Source organism: Enterobacter sp. RHBSTW-00901, assembly GCF_014103115.1.
GTDB classification, from domain to species: domain Bacteria; phylum Pseudomonadota; class Gammaproteobacteria; order Enterobacterales; family Enterobacteriaceae; genus Enterobacter; species Enterobacter cloacae_P.
The window spans coordinates 892,549-911,437 of the sequence record NZ_JABXPB010000001.1; the positions used below are offsets into that span (position 1 = coordinate 892,549).

The 18,889-nt window shown below is 56.0% G+C and carries 17 protein-coding genes; all 17 read right to left on the minus strand.

Going from position 1 to position 18,889, the window contains the following annotated elements:
* Positions 1-30: 30 nt before the first annotated feature.
* The 17 genes from tssG to HV318_RS04465 all read right to left on the minus strand — a co-directional run bounded on the left by tssG (position 31) and on the right by HV318_RS04465 (position 18,873).
* Complete coding sequence (gene tssG / locus HV318_RS04385; protein WP_182271728.1) at positions 31-1,074, minus strand: type VI secretion system baseplate subunit TssG; 1,044 nt, start codon at positions 1,072-1,074, stop codon at positions 31-33.
* Entirely contained in the window at positions 1,071-2,942 is a 1,872-nt protein-coding gene (gene tssF, locus HV318_RS04390) for a type VI secretion system baseplate subunit TssF (protein WP_182271729.1), read from the minus strand. The genes tssG and tssF overlap by 4 nt, the downstream gene beginning before the upstream one ends.
* A 2-nt stretch (positions 2,943-2,944) precedes the next feature.
* Positions 2,945-3,508: a type VI secretion system baseplate subunit TssE gene (gene tssE / locus HV318_RS04395; protein WP_182271730.1), complete on the minus strand. Its 564-nt coding sequence runs from the start codon at positions 3,506-3,508 to the stop codon at positions 2,945-2,947.
* Positions 3,501-4,313 (minus strand): type VI secretion system accessory protein TagJ, encoded by an 813-nt coding sequence (locus HV318_RS04400; protein WP_182271731.1) that lies wholly within the window; start codon positions 4,311-4,313, stop codon positions 3,501-3,503. Before HV318_RS04400 ends, tssE begins: the two co-directional genes overlap by 8 nt.
* Positions 4,314-4,322: 9 nt before the next feature.
* Complete coding sequence (locus HV318_RS04405; protein WP_182271732.1) at positions 4,323-5,309, minus strand: hypothetical protein; 987 nt, start codon at positions 5,307-5,309, stop codon at positions 4,323-4,325.
* A 16-nt stretch (positions 5,310-5,325) separates the two neighbouring features.
* A complete protein-coding gene (locus tag HV318_RS04410) occupies positions 5,326-6,123 on the minus strand; it encodes a PP2C family protein-serine/threonine phosphatase (RefSeq protein WP_182271733.1) in 798 nt (265 codons plus the stop codon).
* Positions 6,120-7,874 (minus strand): type VI secretion system-associated FHA domain protein TagH, encoded by a 1,755-nt coding sequence (tagH, locus tag HV318_RS04415; RefSeq protein ID WP_182271734.1) that lies wholly within the window; start codon positions 7,872-7,874, stop codon positions 6,120-6,122. Before tagH ends, HV318_RS04410 begins: the two co-directional genes overlap by 4 nt.
* A gap of 96 nt (positions 7,875-7,970) precedes the next feature.
* Positions 7,971-8,378: a putative T6SS immunity periplasmic lipoprotein gene (locus tag HV318_RS04420; RefSeq protein ID WP_182271735.1), complete on the minus strand. Its 408-nt coding sequence runs from the start codon at positions 8,376-8,378 to the stop codon at positions 7,971-7,973.
* Positions 8,369-8,911 (minus strand): hypothetical protein, encoded by a 543-nt coding sequence (locus HV318_RS04425; protein ID WP_182271736.1) that lies wholly within the window; start codon positions 8,909-8,911, stop codon positions 8,369-8,371. The genes HV318_RS04420 and HV318_RS04425 overlap by 10 nt, the downstream gene beginning before the upstream one ends.
* 57 nt (positions 8,912-8,968) lie before the next feature.
* Positions 8,969-9,451, minus strand: coding sequence for an Hcp family type VI secretion system effector (locus HV318_RS04430; RefSeq protein ID WP_182271737.1), 483 nt, complete (start codon positions 9,449-9,451; stop codon positions 8,969-8,971).
* 180 nt (positions 9,452-9,631) lie between these two features.
* On the minus strand, positions 9,632-10,051 hold the full coding sequence (locus HV318_RS04435; RefSeq protein ID WP_182271738.1) for a T6SS amidase immunity protein Tai4 family protein: 420 nt from the start codon (positions 10,049-10,051) through the stop codon (positions 9,632-9,634).
* A gap of 98 nt (positions 10,052-10,149) precedes the next feature.
* Positions 10,150-11,649 (minus strand): type VI secretion system contractile sheath large subunit, encoded by a 1,500-nt coding sequence (gene tssC / locus HV318_RS04440; RefSeq protein ID WP_182271739.1) that lies wholly within the window; start codon positions 11,647-11,649, stop codon positions 10,150-10,152.
* A gap of 3 nt (positions 11,650-11,652) precedes the next feature.
* On the minus strand, positions 11,653-12,177 hold the full coding sequence (gene tssB, locus HV318_RS04445) for a type VI secretion system contractile sheath small subunit (protein ID WP_008502644.1): 525 nt from the start codon (positions 12,175-12,177) through the stop codon (positions 11,653-11,655).
* A 75-nt stretch (positions 12,178-12,252) separates the two neighbouring features.
* Positions 12,253-13,266 (minus strand): type VI secretion system protein TssA, encoded by a 1,014-nt coding sequence (tssA, locus tag HV318_RS04450; protein WP_182271740.1) that lies wholly within the window; start codon positions 13,264-13,266, stop codon positions 12,253-12,255.
* An 11-nt stretch (positions 13,267-13,277) separates the two neighbouring features.
* Positions 13,278-13,994 carry a type VI secretion system-associated protein TagF gene (gene tagF, locus HV318_RS04455; protein ID WP_182271741.1) on the minus strand — a complete coding sequence of 239 codons (717 nt, stop codon included), beginning with the start codon at positions 13,992-13,994 and terminating at the stop codon, positions 13,278-13,280.
* A gap of 16 nt (positions 13,995-14,010) precedes the next feature.
* Positions 14,011-17,631, minus strand: coding sequence for a type VI secretion system membrane subunit TssM (gene tssM, locus HV318_RS04460; RefSeq protein WP_182271742.1), 3,621 nt, complete (start codon positions 17,629-17,631; stop codon positions 14,011-14,013).
* 3 nt (positions 17,632-17,634) lie between these two features.
* Positions 17,635-18,873, minus strand: coding sequence for a DotU family type VI secretion system protein (locus HV318_RS04465; protein ID WP_182271743.1), 1,239 nt, complete (start codon positions 18,871-18,873; stop codon positions 17,635-17,637).
* Between the last annotated feature and the right edge of the window lie 16 nt (positions 18,874-18,889).

Genomic DNA, 18,889 nt, shown 5'->3' on the forward strand with positions numbered 1-18,889 from the left:
GGTTCCGTTGATAACAATGCGTTAGAAAAATTATCGCTCTGCGCGATAAACCAGATCGCCACGTGGCACTGGTTGAGGCTGGATCCCCAGCCAGGTGTTGTACCCCAGTCGGCCACCGTTGCCGAGCGCGGCCCCCTGCAACGCGTCAGCGCGCAATATCACGCGCGTTTCCCATTCAAATTCCAGACCGGCGTACTGGCGTACCCAGTCGCGTAGCTCGGTGACCCAGGCTTCTCCCGGCAGAAAACGGTTGTACTCTTCTGCGCTCAGCGGGCCAATCTCGATCCGAAATTTATGCTGCACGTCGCGTACCGCAACGCCGAGAAAGGCGGACTCCCCCATACGCGGCAGGCGGCGGCCTTCACCCAGCTGTGCCTGCTCACGCCGCGTCAACGGCATCCACTGCGGTACATTCGCGACCAGCGTCACGGGGGCTTTAAAGTAATCACGCAGGATCTTCTCCAGCCCTTCAGGATCGCGTCCGTGGCGGGTCAGGTGCCCGGCATGAGTAAAGCGTGCGTGTGCGCTCAGGCTGCCTTTATCCATCTGGCCCGGTTGCCCCATGCCGATCAGCGATGCCAGATAGCCTTCGAAGCGTTTGTTATCAGCACGGTCAAGCGAGACAGCGGGCTGCGCATCCGCCCAGGCGCGGTAAAACAGCAAGGTCAGGCGGTGATGGAACAGGTCAGCAAACGCGCTCAGGCTGTTGTCCTGATGATGATGAATACGCTCGCGGGCGTACTCAGTCATGTGTACCGGCAGCGGGCCGTTAGGGCCAAACAGGCCGAAGCTCAGAATCGACACCTCGTGCAGCCCGTTCTCTTCACGCTGACGGACCTGCGTAACCGTCGAGGGAGCAAAACTCATCGACGGCTGCTGGCCGATACGCAACGGTTCAAATCTGGGCAACGGCGCACGCCCCAGCGGGTAGCGCTCTCCGCCCTGAGCATCGATACGTCTTAACAGCTGAAACAGATCGTAGCGCCACGGCGTCTCGCGAACGCCACGCCAGAACATATCCGGCAGTGGCGTCAGACGATGCACGCGCAGTGGCGCGGTGGCAACATCGCTCATATCAGTGCCCTTTTACCCATTCTCGGTGCCCAGTAGCCAATCTCGCCGCGCTGCTGGCTGTTCAGGGTAAACTCCGTAAAGCTGTTGATCGACACCAGGCGAGCAAACAGACGTTCCAGCACGCTACCGAAAAGCCAGGGGCTGGCACCGGAAAATGCACGCTCATCCACCGTCAGGGTAATGCCAATTCCACGGGCAAATACGACCGGGCCAGGCTCAGGGACGCGTCGGTGAACCGGCTCCAGCACGCAGTGGCGAACGCCATCGACCTGACGTGCAACGGGCGTTTCTGCCAGGCTGGCATACAGTCCTAACAGCTGACGCAGCGCCGCAGCCCCCTCTTCATTTTCGCTGTCCATCAGGCTGAGATAGTTCATCTGCAGTTGGCTAATGAGCCGCCAGGTGCTGAATCCTTCGGCCAGTGCCGGACGCGGTGGCGTCGGACCTTTACGCAGAGTCAGGGATTTCACTGGCATCGAGTCGGCCATGATGAATTGCCCAAGCTCCTGCTGCAGCATCAGGGGCAAGTCGCGGCTGGTACACAGCACGTCAGCGGAAATGTAGCGCAGGTTGTCCTGCCACGGCGCATGTTGCTCATCCACCAGCGAGACAAAAACTTCCGAACCGATATAGCCAGTGCGCGTGCCATATCTCAGCGCATGCTCCGAAAGTACGCGCTGTTCGCGGCGCAGTGAAAAATAGGCACCGTAGTTGCCCGCATCCCCGCTCCAGGAGCTCCAGAACGGACGAAACGTCTGGTCGTCGCGCTGGCCATCGGCACTGGCATAGATGTTGTTGACTGCGTAAATTTCATAATCCAGGGGGCGAATATTATCCACCACCAGGTGGTATTCATGCTGGCCTTCATTCAGCTTCTGGCGCGCCGCAACCTTCGGAAACAGGTTGATAACCGGAGTACAGTGCAGCGCCAGATGGCTGGCATCCACAACACGCTCAAGCTGTTCATCGGTCTTATCCAGAAGAATGAACATATCGAATGCTTTTTCGCTTTCACAGCGCTGGATAAGCTTGCCCAGACCGCTCAGGCTGATGAAACGAAAACGTGCCGGAAAGGCAAAATACTCCTGGAGCAGACGGTAGCCGTCAAAGTTGCGCAGGTCGTCCGGAAGCAGCGCCTGGTTCGGCGCAAAGCCCTCCTGACGCAGCGAATCAGACGCCAGCATCTGACGTTGTGGTTGTCCGCTCACGGTCTGGCAGACAATGTCCACGTGGTGCTCCATCACCAGTTCCAGCAGTTTCAGTGCCTCAATGTCCGGGCCGCTGAGGAAAAACTCCAGACGGTCAAAATCAAGGTGCCCGAGGTTTTGCGGGCCATCGCAGGCGATACGGATCCGCAAAGCGCTGTTGATACCCCGCTGGCTCAGACCGAGCTGCGCCAGCGGCAGATCGGCAGGTACACCGCCCAGTTCGACCTTTTCAATTTTCAGCGGGAGCAGGTTAACTTCGTGCGCCGTGGTATAGCTGCAGGTCACGCCGGTTTTTTTCAGCGCCAGGCTGTCCATCATGGTACCGCGCGGCACAATGAAGCCATTGCTCAGATCGCCCCGGCTACTGTCGGGCTGGATTTCAGCAATCGCCATTGAGGGTGTCGGTGCAAGGTAGTTAGGCGCGATCATCTCCAGCATCCGCTGGGAGAAGCGCGGAAACTCCGCGTCCATTTTCATCTGCACGCGGGAGGTGAGGAAGGCAAACCCCTCCATCAGTCGCTCGATGTACGGATCCGCCACGTCGATGCCACGCATCCCCAATCGCCCGGCAACTTTGGGGTAACGTTCGGCAAACTCGGCCCCCATCTCGCGCAGATAGGCCAGCTCACGGTTGTAATATTCGAGCAGTTTACTTTCCATGATTACCCCGCATCTTTGAGTTCAAAATGACCGTTTTCCAGATCAACATCCGTGCGAAACAGAAACTCCAGCGGGTACGGTACACACCACAAACGCCCTTTTATCTCGATGGACAGAACGTTATGCAGATCCAGCGAGGAGGTATCAGACACGCAGCGAACCTGCAGCCCCTGGGGCAAAATACGGGGTTCGAAATTAATGATGGCCTCGGTGAGTTTGCGCTGAAGGTCGTGCCATTCGATATCTGACATTCTCTTCCCCGCCAGCGGGGCAACGCCAAAATTCACCACAGAGCGTTTCACCTGCGGCAACGCACCCAGGTCACAGGACGCGTCATGGTTAATGGTGTTAAACAGCCACTGTAAATCCCGCAGCACGCTGCGGCGCAGCGCCGCGTGGGTAATCAGATTGCTGTTGGCCGCCTCACGTTTTTTTTCCGGGTCGTTATCGGTGAGGCGATCCAGCAGTGAAGGCTGCATTTTGTCGCGCGCCCCCACTTTTTCCTGTCTGTTGCGGGCTTGCCAGCCACTGCGTAGCAGGTCGCCTTCGCCAGCGGGATTACTCATGTGCTCCATCCGTTGCAAACGTCACGAGACTCAGCGACAGCAGCGGGCTTTCGCTTTGCTCGCTGAGCCAGGCCTTCTGCCCCATGCCTTCGTAAAGCGTGCCTTCGCTGTCGAGCGGTAACCACTCTGTGGTGCGCCCAAGCCTGACGGCGTCTGAAGCATCATCAGCAAAGGGATAGCGTGCAGGGATCTGACAGACCTGCTCCGTACCGTCAGTCAGACGTACCAGCGAATGACGCCAGACCAGGTCGGTCACACTGGCAGGAGCCTGGAAACGGATCTCTTCGATAGCGCTAAACGGCAGCCAGAAATAACGGCCATTGACGAGGGTTTCACACACCGGTCCCAGACGGGCATCACCGTCCATCAGCCACTCAAATGCCTGCGTCTCTTCGTTTTCGAACACCCGCTGGCCGGCATTCGCTGATGCCTGCTCCAGCGCAGCCAGACGCAACGCCTGAGCGCGCTCTCCGCTCTCCATGAGCGCATCGGCAAGCAGGGTTAACCACGGCCACTGCGCCTCCGGCATGGACGGACGAGCCTGCCCTGCGAAAACCCGGGCACGCTGCAGCTCGCCCTCAATGGACTGTTCCAGCAGCGTCACGGTCGGTTTTGCCTGGGGTTTAAGTGCCAGCCAGCTTTTCAGCTGGGTCAGAGCCCGCGTCCAGTTACCGCTGAGTGTTAAAAACTGCACAAACGCGGCGCGGAGATCGGCGTCCGCCGGTCGGGCTTTGATCCCGGCTTCAATGCGCTGCAGTGCGTCACTGAGCGACTCACCGGCCAGGTGTTGATAGAGAGTGTTCATAGCCATTCCTTAATTTGCCGCGCGCCAGGTGCCCACTGCCGGCTCGCGCAGTTGAGGGCGAAGCGTGTCAATCAGGACAATATTAAGAGGGGTACCGGGAGCAACCCAGGCACTCCAGACCTGTTTCACCGCGGCAATGCGCGCCTGCAGTTTTGCGTCGTCGCTGGCTGTCTCACGAGAGATTTCTACCGCCACCGTACCGTTACTTTTCCAGCCATTCAGGGTGCTGTCGTAAGGCAGGATCATCCAGCTCTGATCGCTATTCCTGGTGCTGAACACCATGCGTTCTTTATTGACAGTGGTGATCAGGGCGTTTTCCGGATCGGCACTTTTATTTAATCCCATCACCGGGAAACCGTGAATGTACGTCACCGCCATCTCTTTCTGCGCCCCACTGCGGGATTGCGAGATAACCGTGTGACCGCTCAGCCAGCTGCCATTTCCACAGCGGGTGGTGTCAGAGTCCGGAATAAATATCGCAGGTTCAGAAGAACCGCCCTCCCAGAAGGTGCGCAGATGGCAACCATCCAGAAGGGTAAACTCCTGCCACGGTGTACGGTCTGCTGCCACCGTGTGTGATTCAGGGTTTTGCTCAGGCGGTAATAGTGCAGTGCTGGTGGCGGTGTTGGCTGCCGTAGCCTGCTGCTGTTTCACCACCAGCGCCCAGTCCTGCGCTTTACCGGCGGTACCCTGTGCAAGCGTCACGCCAGTGGGATCGTTGAGCGTCCAGTTGAGTTTATTCAGCTTGCTGCACTGGTGTTCCAGTAGTGAGCCAAGACGTGGCACAAAATTTTCGAGCACAGACACGTTTTTGTTGCCGTTCGCCACAATACGCAGCGCAACCTCAGACTTACACCAGCTCTGTGGCGTGTTGTCTTTAATACCGTCGATCCAGATATCCAGCTTCTGCGCAGGTGACTGCACGATGCGGAAATTTTCAGCCTGTGCGGTGGACGCCACCGCCAGAAGTGCCAAACCCGATAGCCAAAGTTTCATATCAGTCCTTGTGTGTCTAATCAGTTCCGCAGGGAAGAAATTGTGCCGCGTCAGAGAGCGTATGCAGCAAAGTGGTGTCCTGAGGGCTGCCCATCCACACCGCCACGGCGGTATAGTTATCCTGAGCATTCCCCTCCTGTTCGCCATTCTTTTGAATGATTTGGTTCATTAACGTCAGCCACTCTTGCGGCGTATTGACCATGTGCAGTGACTGCTTCATCTGCTCTTCACTGACGCCATGCCAGAATCCGTCGGTGCAGAGTAAAAAAGCATCGCCGTCTTCGACCTGAACCACGTCACTGTAGCTCGCTTCCGGCCCCCCGTTCTCAATACCCAGCGCCAGATACAGCAGGTTACTGTTCAGGTTATCGGTCTGGTGTCCGGCATCTTTCATCTGCTGAACCAGACTGTGGTCGGTGGTCACATGCCACAGCCAGCCACGGCGGAACAGATACAGGCGGCTATCCCCGGCATGCGCCCAATAGGCCAGACGGTAATCCCTGTCGATAAACAGGCTGACCAGCGTTGTGCCCATCCGGTGATGTTCCTGGACGACCTGTTGTTCATTAAGGATCGTGCGATTCGCCGTTTGCACATAATCGCGGATATGTTGCGCATTGAGGTGTTTGTCGCCATCGAAGCGGGAAATAATGCTGTTGCGGGCCAGCTCAGCAGCCACCTCGCCACCCGGCAAGCCAGCGATGCCATCACAGACGACAAAGCAGGCTGAACGTTCCCCTATGGTTTCTCCCGTCTGATCCTGGTTGCTGGCGCGCGTCCCCTGGCGGGAGAGAGAAGCCGTTGCGATATTCATTTTTCTTCCGATCCGCTCTGTGAGTCTTTGTACTGATTAACCTCCATGTCGTAGGCATGAAGGAAGGCCTCACCAAACAGGGTATGGAAGTCGTCCTCAATTTCACCGGCCGTCTCACCATAGCTGCGCACAAAATAGTCCCACAGCGCGGCCTTTCGGCTGCCCGGCAGCGCCAGACGCGATGTCATACCATTTTGCTTCGCCTGCTCTTCGAGCTGTTCTGGGTTAAAGGATTGCAGCATCGCGGCAATAATGGCGCGAATGCCGGAGATCATCCCCAGCTGGTGCGCCTGCAGATCAATAAGTGCATCACGTACGGATTTTGTGGGTGGCATAAAGCCTGGCATCGGGGTCCCGAACATCTGAATCAATACCGTTTTACCGGTTGGCAACAGCTTGAACGGGTTGTTCGCATCATCGAGCACCATCGTCATATCGGCTTTTACACCGCGTTTGAGAATGGAACGCGAAGAGAGCAGCGCCACGGTGCCCTGAGAGAACATGCCCAGAATCTGGCCGAGCTGGCGCATATTTTCACGGTTAAACTGCGGCACAGGCTGCATTTCGCTCAGCCCCATACCTTCAAGCAATGCTTCCAGCAGTTCACCCTGAAGCACCTCCCCCTTATCTCCACTGTGTGCGGTCGCCGATGGGGACGCTGCATTTTTTACCGGGTCGATACGCAGACGACCTTTCGGGGTTTGCGCATTGCTGCGTACAACGGCCTGCGGCGTTGGCAGGGTGAACCCGGCGTAATCCGGACGCACGGGCTCTTCATCTACAGCATGCAGAGTTTCCTGAGGTTCAGGTGCAAACAGGGCAGATTCTGCAGGCACCTGTTCTTCCTGCTCTGCTACCGGTTGAGCGGCAATAATTTCATCCGGATGAGTTAATGGCGCACCGCCCATCAGACCAAGCGGGTCATCACTGCGTGCCGCTGGTGCGCTGGCCGAACCACCAAACAGGGCCAGCGGATCGAGTTCATCCGTCGCCTCTTCTTTTGGCAGGGAGGGCGTATCCTCATCTGGCGGCACCAGCGTTGAGGGGGTAACGTCGTCAAAAATGCTTTCATTCCTGAACAAGGCTTCGTCGTTAAACAACGCATCAGGATCGACATTCTTACGTTCAAGCTTCAGGTCGCTATCGTTAAAGAGCGCCAGCGGATCTTCGGCATTACGTTCCGGCGCGGCAGGCTGAGAGAACGGATCGTGTGATGCCGCAGGCTGCGGCTTCGTCCGGTTGCTGGAGATGCTGTCGGAGATGGAAAACTCCTGCATCAGGCTGTCCCAGATTTCCGTCGGCACCGCGGTAGGTTCACTTTTCGCGCGAGGTGGCGCGTTCACCGTCCCCGGTTCTACAGCAGGCGCAGGTGCGACTGTCGGACGGGCTTGCTGTTGCATGCTGGCCGCCATACGGCTGACTGGCTGAGTGTCGTGGATAAGGTCGGTCACTTCGAGGCGGTAGTCATCAATACCGAGAATATCCCCATCCTGCAGCTCAACCTGACGCCCTCGCTCCAGCGGAATATCGTTCAATACCACGCGGGTGACGCTGCCACGGTTGGTGACGCGGCATTCGCCCTGTGCGTCAACGTGGATAATGGCCTGCAGACGCGAGATGGTACGGTCGTTGTCCGGCAGCACCAGATTGTTATCCGTACCGCGACCAATAGTGCCCCCCGGGGCATAGAAATCGCAGCTACTCTGTGGCGGCTGATGACCGGGTTTCGTAGAAATAATCGTGAATCGCATGGCGTATTCCTGCTGGTATGATTAGCGCTCAAACGCTGCCGCTCTCGGGGCGAGAACGGCGGCGTTTGGGGGTTAACGCGTAAAATTTTTCAACGACTATTCACTCTGTGAAATCGTAAATTGGCCTGAGGCATTTTTTTCTAATACAAATCGAGCGGCATAACGGACAGATTCGTTTTTACCCGCAACCTTAAGCGCGACATCATATTCTCCGGTTTGCCATGAAATACCGCTCCACTGATAACACTGTTGAGTGTTTAACGTTACAACGGGACTAAATGTGGATGGCGGAGAAACCGTTTCCCATTCAGTACCCGTTTTTTTCATTACTGTAGGTGAGTGGCTGGTGATCGGCTCTTCTAATCCGGAATTTGCCGGGATAGCAAAACAAGGTTGATTATTTTTTAACGTAACTGAAAGCGGTTGATATTGTGCCGGGTGAGATACACAAGCACTCGCCATTAACGTTATCGCTAAGACACAAAATATATTTTTCATAACCACACCCGCCGTTCTTTAGGATTGATGAGGAACAACGATAGTACCTGACGGTATTTATCATTTAAGTCTGAACCGATAATACCTTCAAAACCTGCGATATTTCGAAAGTCACCCAAACCGTAATTTACCAGATAATAATAATCAGAAATGATCGATGCTTGTTGCTCCATTCCAAAATCAGACAACTTCTTATCCGGTGGTAAAGAGTAGTTATAACTTGCAGCCCAACTAAATGCGCCACGAGTACGAACATTCATTCCAATCTGATGTTGCAAAACATGAACCATTTCGTGAATAAACCAATGCTTATATCGAGGAATCTCAGTGGAGAAATCATCACGATAATGTGGTTCGCGGAAATAAAGCTCACCATTGGGAGTCATCGCAACATTGTTAGATTGCATATTAAAAGGCAGGTAGCTTTTATTATGCACTTTAACTTCTGAGTATTTTATTGCATCACTAAAGACAGATCTCGCCAGCGCAATTTCACCAATGGTGAGCGAGCGAGCTCCTCCTTCCTGCAAACTTGCCATGTTATCTTCCTTCCCGGTTGATAATGGCCGGGGCAAACTCCCCGGCCACTCACGCAATTACGCTTCTTTGTTCTCTTTGATATTCCAGCCAGCGCTGCTTTCAGCACCTTTACCACCGGCAGTCGTCTGCTCCCAGTACTGCTGTTTCACTTTCGCAGCCTGGAATGCATAGGTCACACCAACGGTATCGCCGTTGTCTGCACCGGTATACTGGACGGAGGTCACCAGAACATCTTCCAGCGTGATGCGGGTATATTCAACCTGCTGGCCGCCTGCTTTGCAAACAGACAGTTCAACTTTGGTCAGGTGTTTACCGCTCGCGCAGTGCTTCAGAACTGCTGTGGTAGATTTGTCGATCAGTGCGTTAATGTGCAGGTCGTTAAAGTTAACTTTACCGGCACCGCCACCACCACCGACACTCATATTACCTGGCTGGGATGCGCCCCAGGAGAAGGAGGTAATATCAGTCCAGCCGGTGTGGTTAGAATCTTTAGATTCACCCGTAACACCCTCGACCTTCAGAAACATATCAATAGCCATAATATCTACTCTTCGTGAATGAACAATATTGCTTTCGAAAAAGCCCTTATATGGCAAACAGGAAAGCATGGGGCTGAATAAAACCGTCCATATTTTACCTCTGCCTCATATCAAACGACTCATGTCATTTGACAGTCTTAACATTCCCCCTGAGTGAACGGAAAGAATGTGAAGTCTTTACTACTGCGGGTTATCCTGACTCCAGGTGTGATCAGGATTTCCGATAATTAATTGAGAAGCCAGCTTGTTAAGCTCGTCACTATGATAAAGACGCAGACAATTTAATGTGACGCCTTTGACATCGGGCTTTCGTTCAGCATGAAAACCGTTAATGTGATCTTTATATTTCCCAATGAGGGCATCCACTTTATCAGTGCCGTTTTCAGCATCGAAAGGTATCCACTCAATGAATGCACTCGCACTGCGGGCCGCATCAGAAGAAAACAGGCTGCCTTTATCTGCCACCTGTGAAAGGCAACGCGCCAGAACCAAATCTTTTACGACCTGCCTGTATGTTTGCCTCTGGTAAAAATCCGGGTCGTTGTTTCCGCTATACGCATAAGATGTCATGCAGACAAGGAAAAAACAGAAACCTTTCATTTAGTATCCTTTCGCGATCTGATGTCTTCGCAGCCAAATTCATTAACTGTCTCGTGCGTACTCAAATATTACCGGCCCCTACGGGCCGGTAACCTTCATCACGCGTCTTTCGTCTTCAGCGATGGCAGTTTAGAAACCAGGCGCAGGGAGACGGTCAGACCTTCCAGCTGGTAGTGCGGACGCAGGAAGAACTTCGCGGCGTAGTAGCCCGGGTTGTCTTCAATTTCCTGCACCTGCACTTCCGCAGCCGCCAGCGGTTTACGGGACTTGGTCTCCTGGGAGGAGTTGGCCGGGTCACCGTCCACGTAGTTCATTACCCAGTCGTTCAGCCAGCGCTCCATCTCTTCACGCTCGCGGAAGGAGCCGATTTTGTCGCGCACGATGCACTTGAGGTAGTGGGCAAAACGGCAGCAGGCGAACAGATACGGAAGGCGTGATGCCAGACGGGCATTGGCGGTCGCATCCGGATCGTGGTACTCGGCCGGTTTTTGCAAAGACTGCGCGCCGATGAAAGCGGCAAAGTCAGAGTTTTTACGGTGAACCAGCGGCATAAAGCCGTTTTTCGCCAGCTCGGCTTCGCGGCGGTCGCTGATGGCAATTTCGGTCGGACATTTCATGTCCACGCCACCGTCATCGCTCGGGAAGGTGTGGCACGGCAGGTTTTCAACCGCCCCGCCGGACTCCACACCGCGAATGGAGGTACACCAGCCGTACTCTTTGAAGGAGCGGTTGATGTTGGCCGCCATCGCATAAGCGGCGTTCGCCCAGGAGTAGCTGTTGTGGTTCGCGCCGTCGGTCTGCTCTTCAAAGTCAAAGCTGTCGACCGGGTTGGTACGAATGCCGTACGGCAAACGCGAGAGGAAGCGCGGCATCACCAGACCCAGATAGCGCGCATCTTCGGATTCACGCAGTGAACGCCAGGCGGCATATTCGGTGTTCTGGAAGATTTTGGTCAGGTCGCGCGGGTTCGCCAGCTCCTGCCAGGATTCCATCTGCATCACGCCCGGCGCGGTACCGGTAATGAACGGACAGTGCGCCGCAGAGCCGATGCGTGCCATTTCACCAAGCAGCTCAACGTCCTGCGGGCTGTGGTCGAAGTAGTAGTCGCCGACGATGCAACCAAACGGTTCACCACCGAACTGACCGTACTCCTGCTCGTAGATTTTCTTGAAGATCGGGCTCTGGTCCCAGCCCACACCCTTGTAGCGTTTCAGGGTGCGGCCCAGCTCTTGTTTAGAGATGCTCATGAAGCGGATCTTCAGCATCTCATCGGTTTCCGTGTTATTCACCAGATAGCTCAGGCCACGCCACGCACTTTCCAGCGTCTGAAACTCATCGTGATGAATAATCTGATTCACCTGCTGTGACAGCTGCTCATCGATACCGGCAATCAGATTTTGAATAGTGCGGTAGGTATCGTTGGAGAAAGTGACGGTATTTTCCAGCGCCTGTTGCGCCAGCGTTTTTACCGCGCTTTCCACGGCGGAACGCGCCTGATCGGTTTTCGGGCGGAACTCTTTATTCAGCAGCGCACTGAATTCGTCCTGGCTGAACGCCAGGTCCGCCTGCTGCTCATGTTGTTGAGTCTGGTTGCTCATCGATTATTCCTCGCTACCTTTCGCGCTTTCGTCATTTTTTGGCAACTGGCTCAGGGATTTGAGCAGCGTGGGATCCTGCAGAATTTTCGCAATCAGCTCTTCCGCCCCATTTTTACCGTCCATGTAGGTCAGCAGGTTGGAAAGCTGAGTGCGCGCTTCCAGCAGCTTGTTCAACGGCTCAACCTTGCGAGCCACCGCATCCGGCAGGAAGTCGTCCATGCTGTCAAAGGTCAGATCGACGTTGAGTTTGCCTTCGCCGGTCAGCGTGTTATCCACCTGGAATGCCACGCGCGGTTTCAGCGCTTTCATGCGTTCGTCGAAGTTATCAATGTCGATTTCAAGGAATTTGCGCTCATCGACGGCCGGCAGATTTTCCACCGGTTTACCGACCAGATCGGCCATAACGCCCATCACAAACGGCAGCTGAATTTTACGTTCTGCACCGTAGATCTCTACGTCGTACTCGATTTGCACGCGGGGAGCACGGTTACGTGCGATGAATTTCTGCCCACTGTTACTCATTGCCATGATGTTCTCCATCAAAGATGCGCGGTGAAGGTAAAACGGCAGACGCCATGCCTGTCGTCATAATGCCTGGACGCGTCATTCGCGGCGTCCAAAGATGTTTTCCAGTTGGTTAACGCCGTCTGGCGCGAGGTCGCGAATAATGTCCATAAAGTTGAGTTCAGACAGCCGCTGCACCCGTTCAATCATCAGCGGTGCGGGGTGGCTTGGTTCGTACTGCGCAAAATATTGCTTCGCTTTCTCCAGCATCAGCTGCGCATCGGCGCGGCTGGTCACCTGCACGCTACGCCAGTCTGTCGCTTGCTGTACGGCTGGTACGGCGGTGACAGACGCTGTAGTTTGTTCGGCCTGCGCCTCTCGGGTCGGCAATAGCTTGCTGATATCCGTCACCTGACAGGCGCTGGCAACCAGCCCGACTGTTTTCAGTAGCTGTTCCATCTCCGGTACGCCACTTTCACCGAGATACCCGGTGAGCAGCTCGCGTATGGCCCGCAACCGTTCATTCATCACAATGACCGCTGCGGTACCGGGCTGGTCGCCGCGAGCCAGCTCATCAATCAGCCTTGGACGACCACCGGGATAATCCGGGCATTCGGTTTTACTGCCGTCAAGCAGTGCCTGCGCATCACGTAGCGAGATCTCATCGCCGTTCGAACGCAACAACGAGGCATTGCGCACGGCAAGGGTCAGGTCAGATTTATCGCTCAGCCCTGCAAGCGCGTTAATGCGGTAGAACGGATCGGTTTCGCCATACTCTTCCAGTAGCGGATAAAGTCGCTCCCAATAACGCGACAGCGCTTCCTGTACCAGCAACAGCCCATCCGCGTAACCCGGTAGCCCGCGACGCCGTGTCCAGGCATGGGTGAGTGCCAGCATCACGCGGAGATCTTTGGTGCGGCCCAGCAGGCTGGTGGCATGTTTTTCTACCGTATTCCAGTCAGCAGGTTCCGCAGGAATAATGGTGTCACCGAACTGTTGCTCAGCTTTGCCCAGGCTGGCTTGCCCCATCGCCTGAAAATCGGCGTCGTATTCCAGGTTTTCGCCGCAGGGGTTTTCGGCACTGATCGGCGCGAGAAATTCATCAATATTCATGGAGTCCCTGCTTATTCAAACATCGGCGGATAAAGACCGTGACGGCCCGGGCGGGCACCGCCTGCCGGATCGAACAGCAGCGTAAAAAGCTGTCCGGTAAAGTTTCCGCTGTGAACGTGGGTGTAAAGGGGGTATCCGTCGCAGCGGTTCGTCCACCAGAAGCTGGTCTGGCGAAGCGGATCAAAGCACTCTGCCGCCTGCGGCCATCCCAGCGTGGTCTGGCCGTCCTCTTCATAACCAATCACGTCCAGAATATCGGAGCGCATCTGCGGCTCTACAGGCTGCGGTGCCGGAATGGCCATCAATACGTCATCAAGCTGTGGGGCGGAGAAACTGTTGCGCACCGCGTGCAATCCCACGCGGCCAATCTGCTGGTACCAGCTTTCGGCCTGGCCGAGCAGGCGTGACGACCATTCGGCCGGGGTGAAGCTCAGTTGAATGCACACCGGGTATTGTCGGCCAACGCTGTCACGTCCGGGTAACAGACAACCCATCTGGATCATCTGGCTGTCCAGCATCGGCGGGACGACAAAATTCCAGACCGGGGCTTTATTAAACTGGCGTTCGCCGCTGCGCTGCTCTTCCTGTTGCCAGGCCAGCAGGCCAACCTGAAACCAGTGTGACCACTGACGCTGTAAGGTGTCAGGAAAGCGACGCTGCAAAAAGTCACCGGCGCTGGGTAATTTGCCATACCAGCTATAACGGTTCATCGCAGGGGTATTCGTCATACGGCTGTCCTTGCGGTTATGGGCATGAGAAACGGGGAAGCTGGAACGGGTTGCGGATACTGTTTGGCGCAAACTCCAGCGTGACCTGATGTCCGTCAACGCTGAAGGTGGCCTGACGGCTCAGACTCCCCGCGCCCGGGCTGGTGCTCGCTTTATCGAAAAAGCGGTTCAGCGCCCAGGATCCATTCGTCACCAGTGTTGCCGTGCTGCCGTTGGCCAGCCCCAGTTGCATACGCACCTGGTTAGTACCGCCTGGTCCCGGCCAGTTCATAATCTGTACTGCCTGCGGGCCGTGGCTATAGCGCAGCAACTGCCCGTCCACGTCCAGCGTCAGGTTCAGAATGGCGTTATCCATCCGCACGGTGCGCACCGTAACTTTGAAAGATGGCGTGGTGGCTCCGTTGGCAAAAAAGGCATCCCGGACAGACTGCGCCTGCTGGAACGGCCGTAGCAGCCCTTCACTTCCCGGCAGCGTTTTACCGTCGATGCCAGGCATAAAGCGCCAGTTAGCCTGAGTGGTATCGACTTTGTTGGTCAGGTTGTCGCGGAAAAAGGTATCCATCAGCCCGGTGCCCGGCGCAAACATCCGTGCGAGATCGTCAGGTGTGACTTCGGTACTGGCGCTGCGCACCAGTGGATAACGACCAGCAATCGCCTGACGGCAGAAACCACCCACTTCAACGTTAATCCGCTTGCGAACGTTTTCCAGGTCGCGGCGCTGGGTATCACTGCTGGCCCCGACGGCCATGTTGCTGAACATGGTTTGTAGCCCACCGGGCAGACGGCCGGCGCTGGCCTGCAGGCGGCTAATTGCTTCGCCACCCGGGGCAGGCATACCGCTGTTGGCGGCGTCCTGTACGGCGGTCAGATAGCGGTAAAGCTCATCAACCTGCTTGAGAAAATCATCAAATACGATGGTCTTGCCACCCTTCTCCAGCGGCTGTGCCAGCTCAATCATTGGCGCATAGTGATCGGTCACCAGTTGCTCAGGAACCTGGGTTACCACAGCCTCCTGCGTTGGTGCTGCGTCATTGTTGCTGAACAGCGCCTGCAACGTGCGGGTGGCACGGTTGCTCTGCTCTTCCGCTTTTCCGGCGTCAGCTGGTGCTGGCGTATTACGCGATAGCGTCAGCACCTGGCTCAGGTTCTGCACCAGGCGACGCAGCGGCGAGTTTGCACCGGAGAGCAGGCGCGCGGTATTGATGCGCTGCGAGAGATCGGCGCTGTTGTTGAGCTGAATATCAGCGAGGAAGCGATCCCAGTTAGCGATAAAGTCGCGCATGTAGAGCTGACGCACGGCGTTATCAATCTGCTGTTTATCTTCCCGGGATGAGGTACTCCCCAGAACCCAGACATCATCTTCGTGCAGTGCGGAGGTCACACTGTCGATCTGGCCGTTGAAGCTTTTCCAGTAACCGTCCGGGGTATAGAGCCCGGGTACGCCTTCGCTCAGCGGTTTGCCGCTTTTGCGTGAAAATACCAGCTCACTCTGCGGGCCGCCGAGGTCAGAAAGCGATACCGGTTTCAGATTTTCATCATGCTCAAGCAGGCGCTTCAGGCGACCATACACGCGGGTGGAAAGCGGTTGCTGGTTGATGAGCGCTCTTTCACGAGTGACCAGTGTGTCGTCCTGGGCATAAGGTGAAGACTGAATTTGCGGTTCCAGCAACTGCGTCAGGTGCCATGCCAGCTGTTGAAGCTGCGACTGGGTGACGTTTTGCGGCAGGTTTCGCTGCAGGTTGAGCATCACCCACGAGTGCAGGAATTTGCCGTCGTAGTGCTTTGGCTGATAGAGCATCTGATAGGCTTTCAGCGCTTCGTAGCTGTATTCCACATCGCTGCCGTTATCGTTGCGCAGCCAGGTCGTGACGTGCATCGCGACGGCGGGCAACAGCATTTGATCCAGCGCTTTCTGGTACAGCGACTGCGAGGCATCGCTGACGTCATCCCCACGGTACAGCCCCATACGACGAGAGACGGACGGGTTGTTAACATCAAAGGCGGTGCTTTTCGGTAAATCCACCAGACTGTTGAGCAACGGCAGGAGGGTAAACAGATCGCGCTGAGGCTGATTTTGTAACGCTTTGCCCTGCTGCTCCAGCTGCGGTACTTTCGCATCAACCTCTTCCAGATAGGCTTTATTTTTGGTGTAGCTGGTCAGCCACAGCCCGCCGAGGATCACCAGCAGTGCCAGTAGCGCCGCATAGCCAGACCACATCACGGCGCGGTTCCGCAGTTCCCACCAGCGGTTTTCACCGGCGATCCCGGCTTCCTGGAAAATAACGTTTTGCAGCAGATCCTTGATAAAGAAGCTCTGACCTTTCGCCCCCGGGATCGGTGCCTCCTTACTGACTGAATCCCAGTTCTCGTTATCTCCACCTTCAGGCAGCGACAAGGCGCGATTCAGTTCGCCCATCACACGGTCGAAGGGCATGCCCTCCTGGGTACCGCTGGCGAAGTAGATCCCGCGCGGCGAAAACTCCGTTTCAAAGTTAGAACGGGCGAAGACCGTGCTCAGGTAGTCCGCCAGCAGCGGACGCAGTGCGGCGAACTCTTGGGGGAAGATATACGCTTCCGCACGGGTTTTGGCATCATGCTCTTTCAGCATGGTTTCCGGCAGACCTGCATCCAGACGTTGCTGTAACAGCGAAAACTCCTGCTGGAAGTTGCCCATCAGATCATAATCAGCGTGTTTGGTCTGCTCCCACGGCAGCGTAAAGCCCCAGATCTGGTCGCGTTGCGCTTTGTCGTAATCAGCAAACCAGGCGCGGAAGCCTTTAAGCAGGTCAGCTTTGGTCACCATGACGTACACCGGGAAGCGGATCCCCAGTTGTTCGTGCAGCTCAGAAAGACGCTGACGCAGATTCACCGCCTGCTGGCGGGAAGCTTCTGCGGATTGGGTCAACAGATCGGAAATACTGATGGTGATAATGACACCGTTGATCGGCTGGCGGCGACGATACTTACGCAGCAAGCCAATGAACTCAAGCCATTCACCGGCGTCCTGAACCTGCTCGCTTTCCTGTGTGGTGTAGCGGCCTGCGGTATCCAGCAGCACAGCTTCGTTAGTAAACCACCAGTCGCAGTTACGCGTGCCGCCAATGCCCCGCAATGCGGTTTTACCAAAACGGTCTGCCAGCGGGAATTGCAGCCCGGAATTGGCCAGTGCGGTCGTTTTACCGGAGCCTGGCGCGCCAATGATCACATACCAGGGCAGCTGGTACAGATACTGCGTGCTGAAGCGCTGCGTCCACTGTGCGCCATGCCCTGCTTTGCTGAAGTGCGCTTTTTTCAGCATCTGAGCGGCTTCATCAAAACGTCCGGCGAGGATCTGCTCCTCGCTGTTCAGTCGCTTCTGTGGATCTGCAGCTTCCTGGTGGGCCGTATTCTCATTCAGCCGGTCCATCAGCTTACGGTTCAGCCAGGCGTTATACAGCCGCGGCAGAATATGGCTCTGTGCCCAGATCAAATAGACCACCGCGATACTGATAACCCGGTTCTGTTCAGATTCGAGCGGTCGGGTATCTACGATGGACAGCAATGGACCAATCATCCAGATCACCGCCGCAAGCGCCGTTACGCCCAGGAAGCTCCACAGAATGCGATTGGTCAGAATGGAAAGAAGAGTAGTCAGCATTCCTTAGTTTCCTTGCGGCAATCCGTTCAGCTCAGCCTGCGTATTCTCAGGCGACACCAGCAGAGTAATTTCCACACGGCGGTTACGGGCGCGGTTTTCAGGCGTATTGTTCGGTACCACAGGATTAATCTCGCCTCGCCCCTCCGCTTTCACGCGCTCAGGTTGGGAGAGGCTTCCCTGCAGCTGTTTTTGCACAGACCGGGCACGTTCCAGAGAGAGCTCATAGTTAGAGGCAAAACGCGCGCTGCGAATGGGCACGTTGTCGCTGTAGCCAACCACCAGAATTTTGCCGCTGACGTTATTCATCGCCTGGGCAATGCGGTTGATCACCGGCTCATAGCGATCGCGCACCACCGTAGAGGCGGAAGCGAACAGGCCGTCGCCTTTCAGGATCACTACGCTGCGATCTGCTTCGTCCTTCACCGCCACCAGGCCAGCATCAATTTCAGGTTTCAGGAAGCCGCGCAGATTCAGCACAGCGGGCAATTGCCGTGTCGGTTGCTGAACTGAGGTTTCCGGGAGCTGGGACTGGTAAATCTTCGCCAGCACCGGATTGGTGTTGTCACCGAGACGCCAGTTAAGAACGATATAGAACAGACAGGCAATGAAACCGACCAGCGTGGCACAGGCCCACAGCGGCACCATCGGACGCCACAGTTTACGTAGCACAGGCCGGTCTTCCGGGTGTGGTGAGAGCAGCGGTGGATAGCTGCCGCGCACGCCACGGATCATCTGCCACAGCCGCTGCTTGATGGTTTCAAGCTGGGTGCGGCCGTTATCCAGCACCCGGTAGCGCCCTTCGAATCCAAGCAGCAGGCAGTAGTTGATCATCTCCAGCAACAGAATATGTTCGCGCGGGTTCTGCGACAGACGCGCCAGCAGCTGGAAGAACTTCTCTCCCCCCCAGGTTTCGTTATGAAACGTCACCAGCAACCCGCTACTGGACCAGACGCCGCTGCTCCCCCACGGGGTAAGCGCAGCGGCTTCATCCAGTGCCGTACACAGGCAATAACGGGCACCGACGATCACTTCATAAGGCAGTCCCGCCTGTTGGCAACGGACTTCGAAACGACGAATTTCGTCGATCAAGCGCTGGCGCAACGCCACCTGATCGTCATGTGATACTGAGTGACGGATTTGCGGAATCGCGTTGAGCAGCGGATTGGCGGCCGCCACCAGCTGATTGTTGCTACTGGCCCCGGTAAACACGGCATCACTGCCGGTATCCTGTCGTTCCTGCATATTTAGCGCTCGCTTT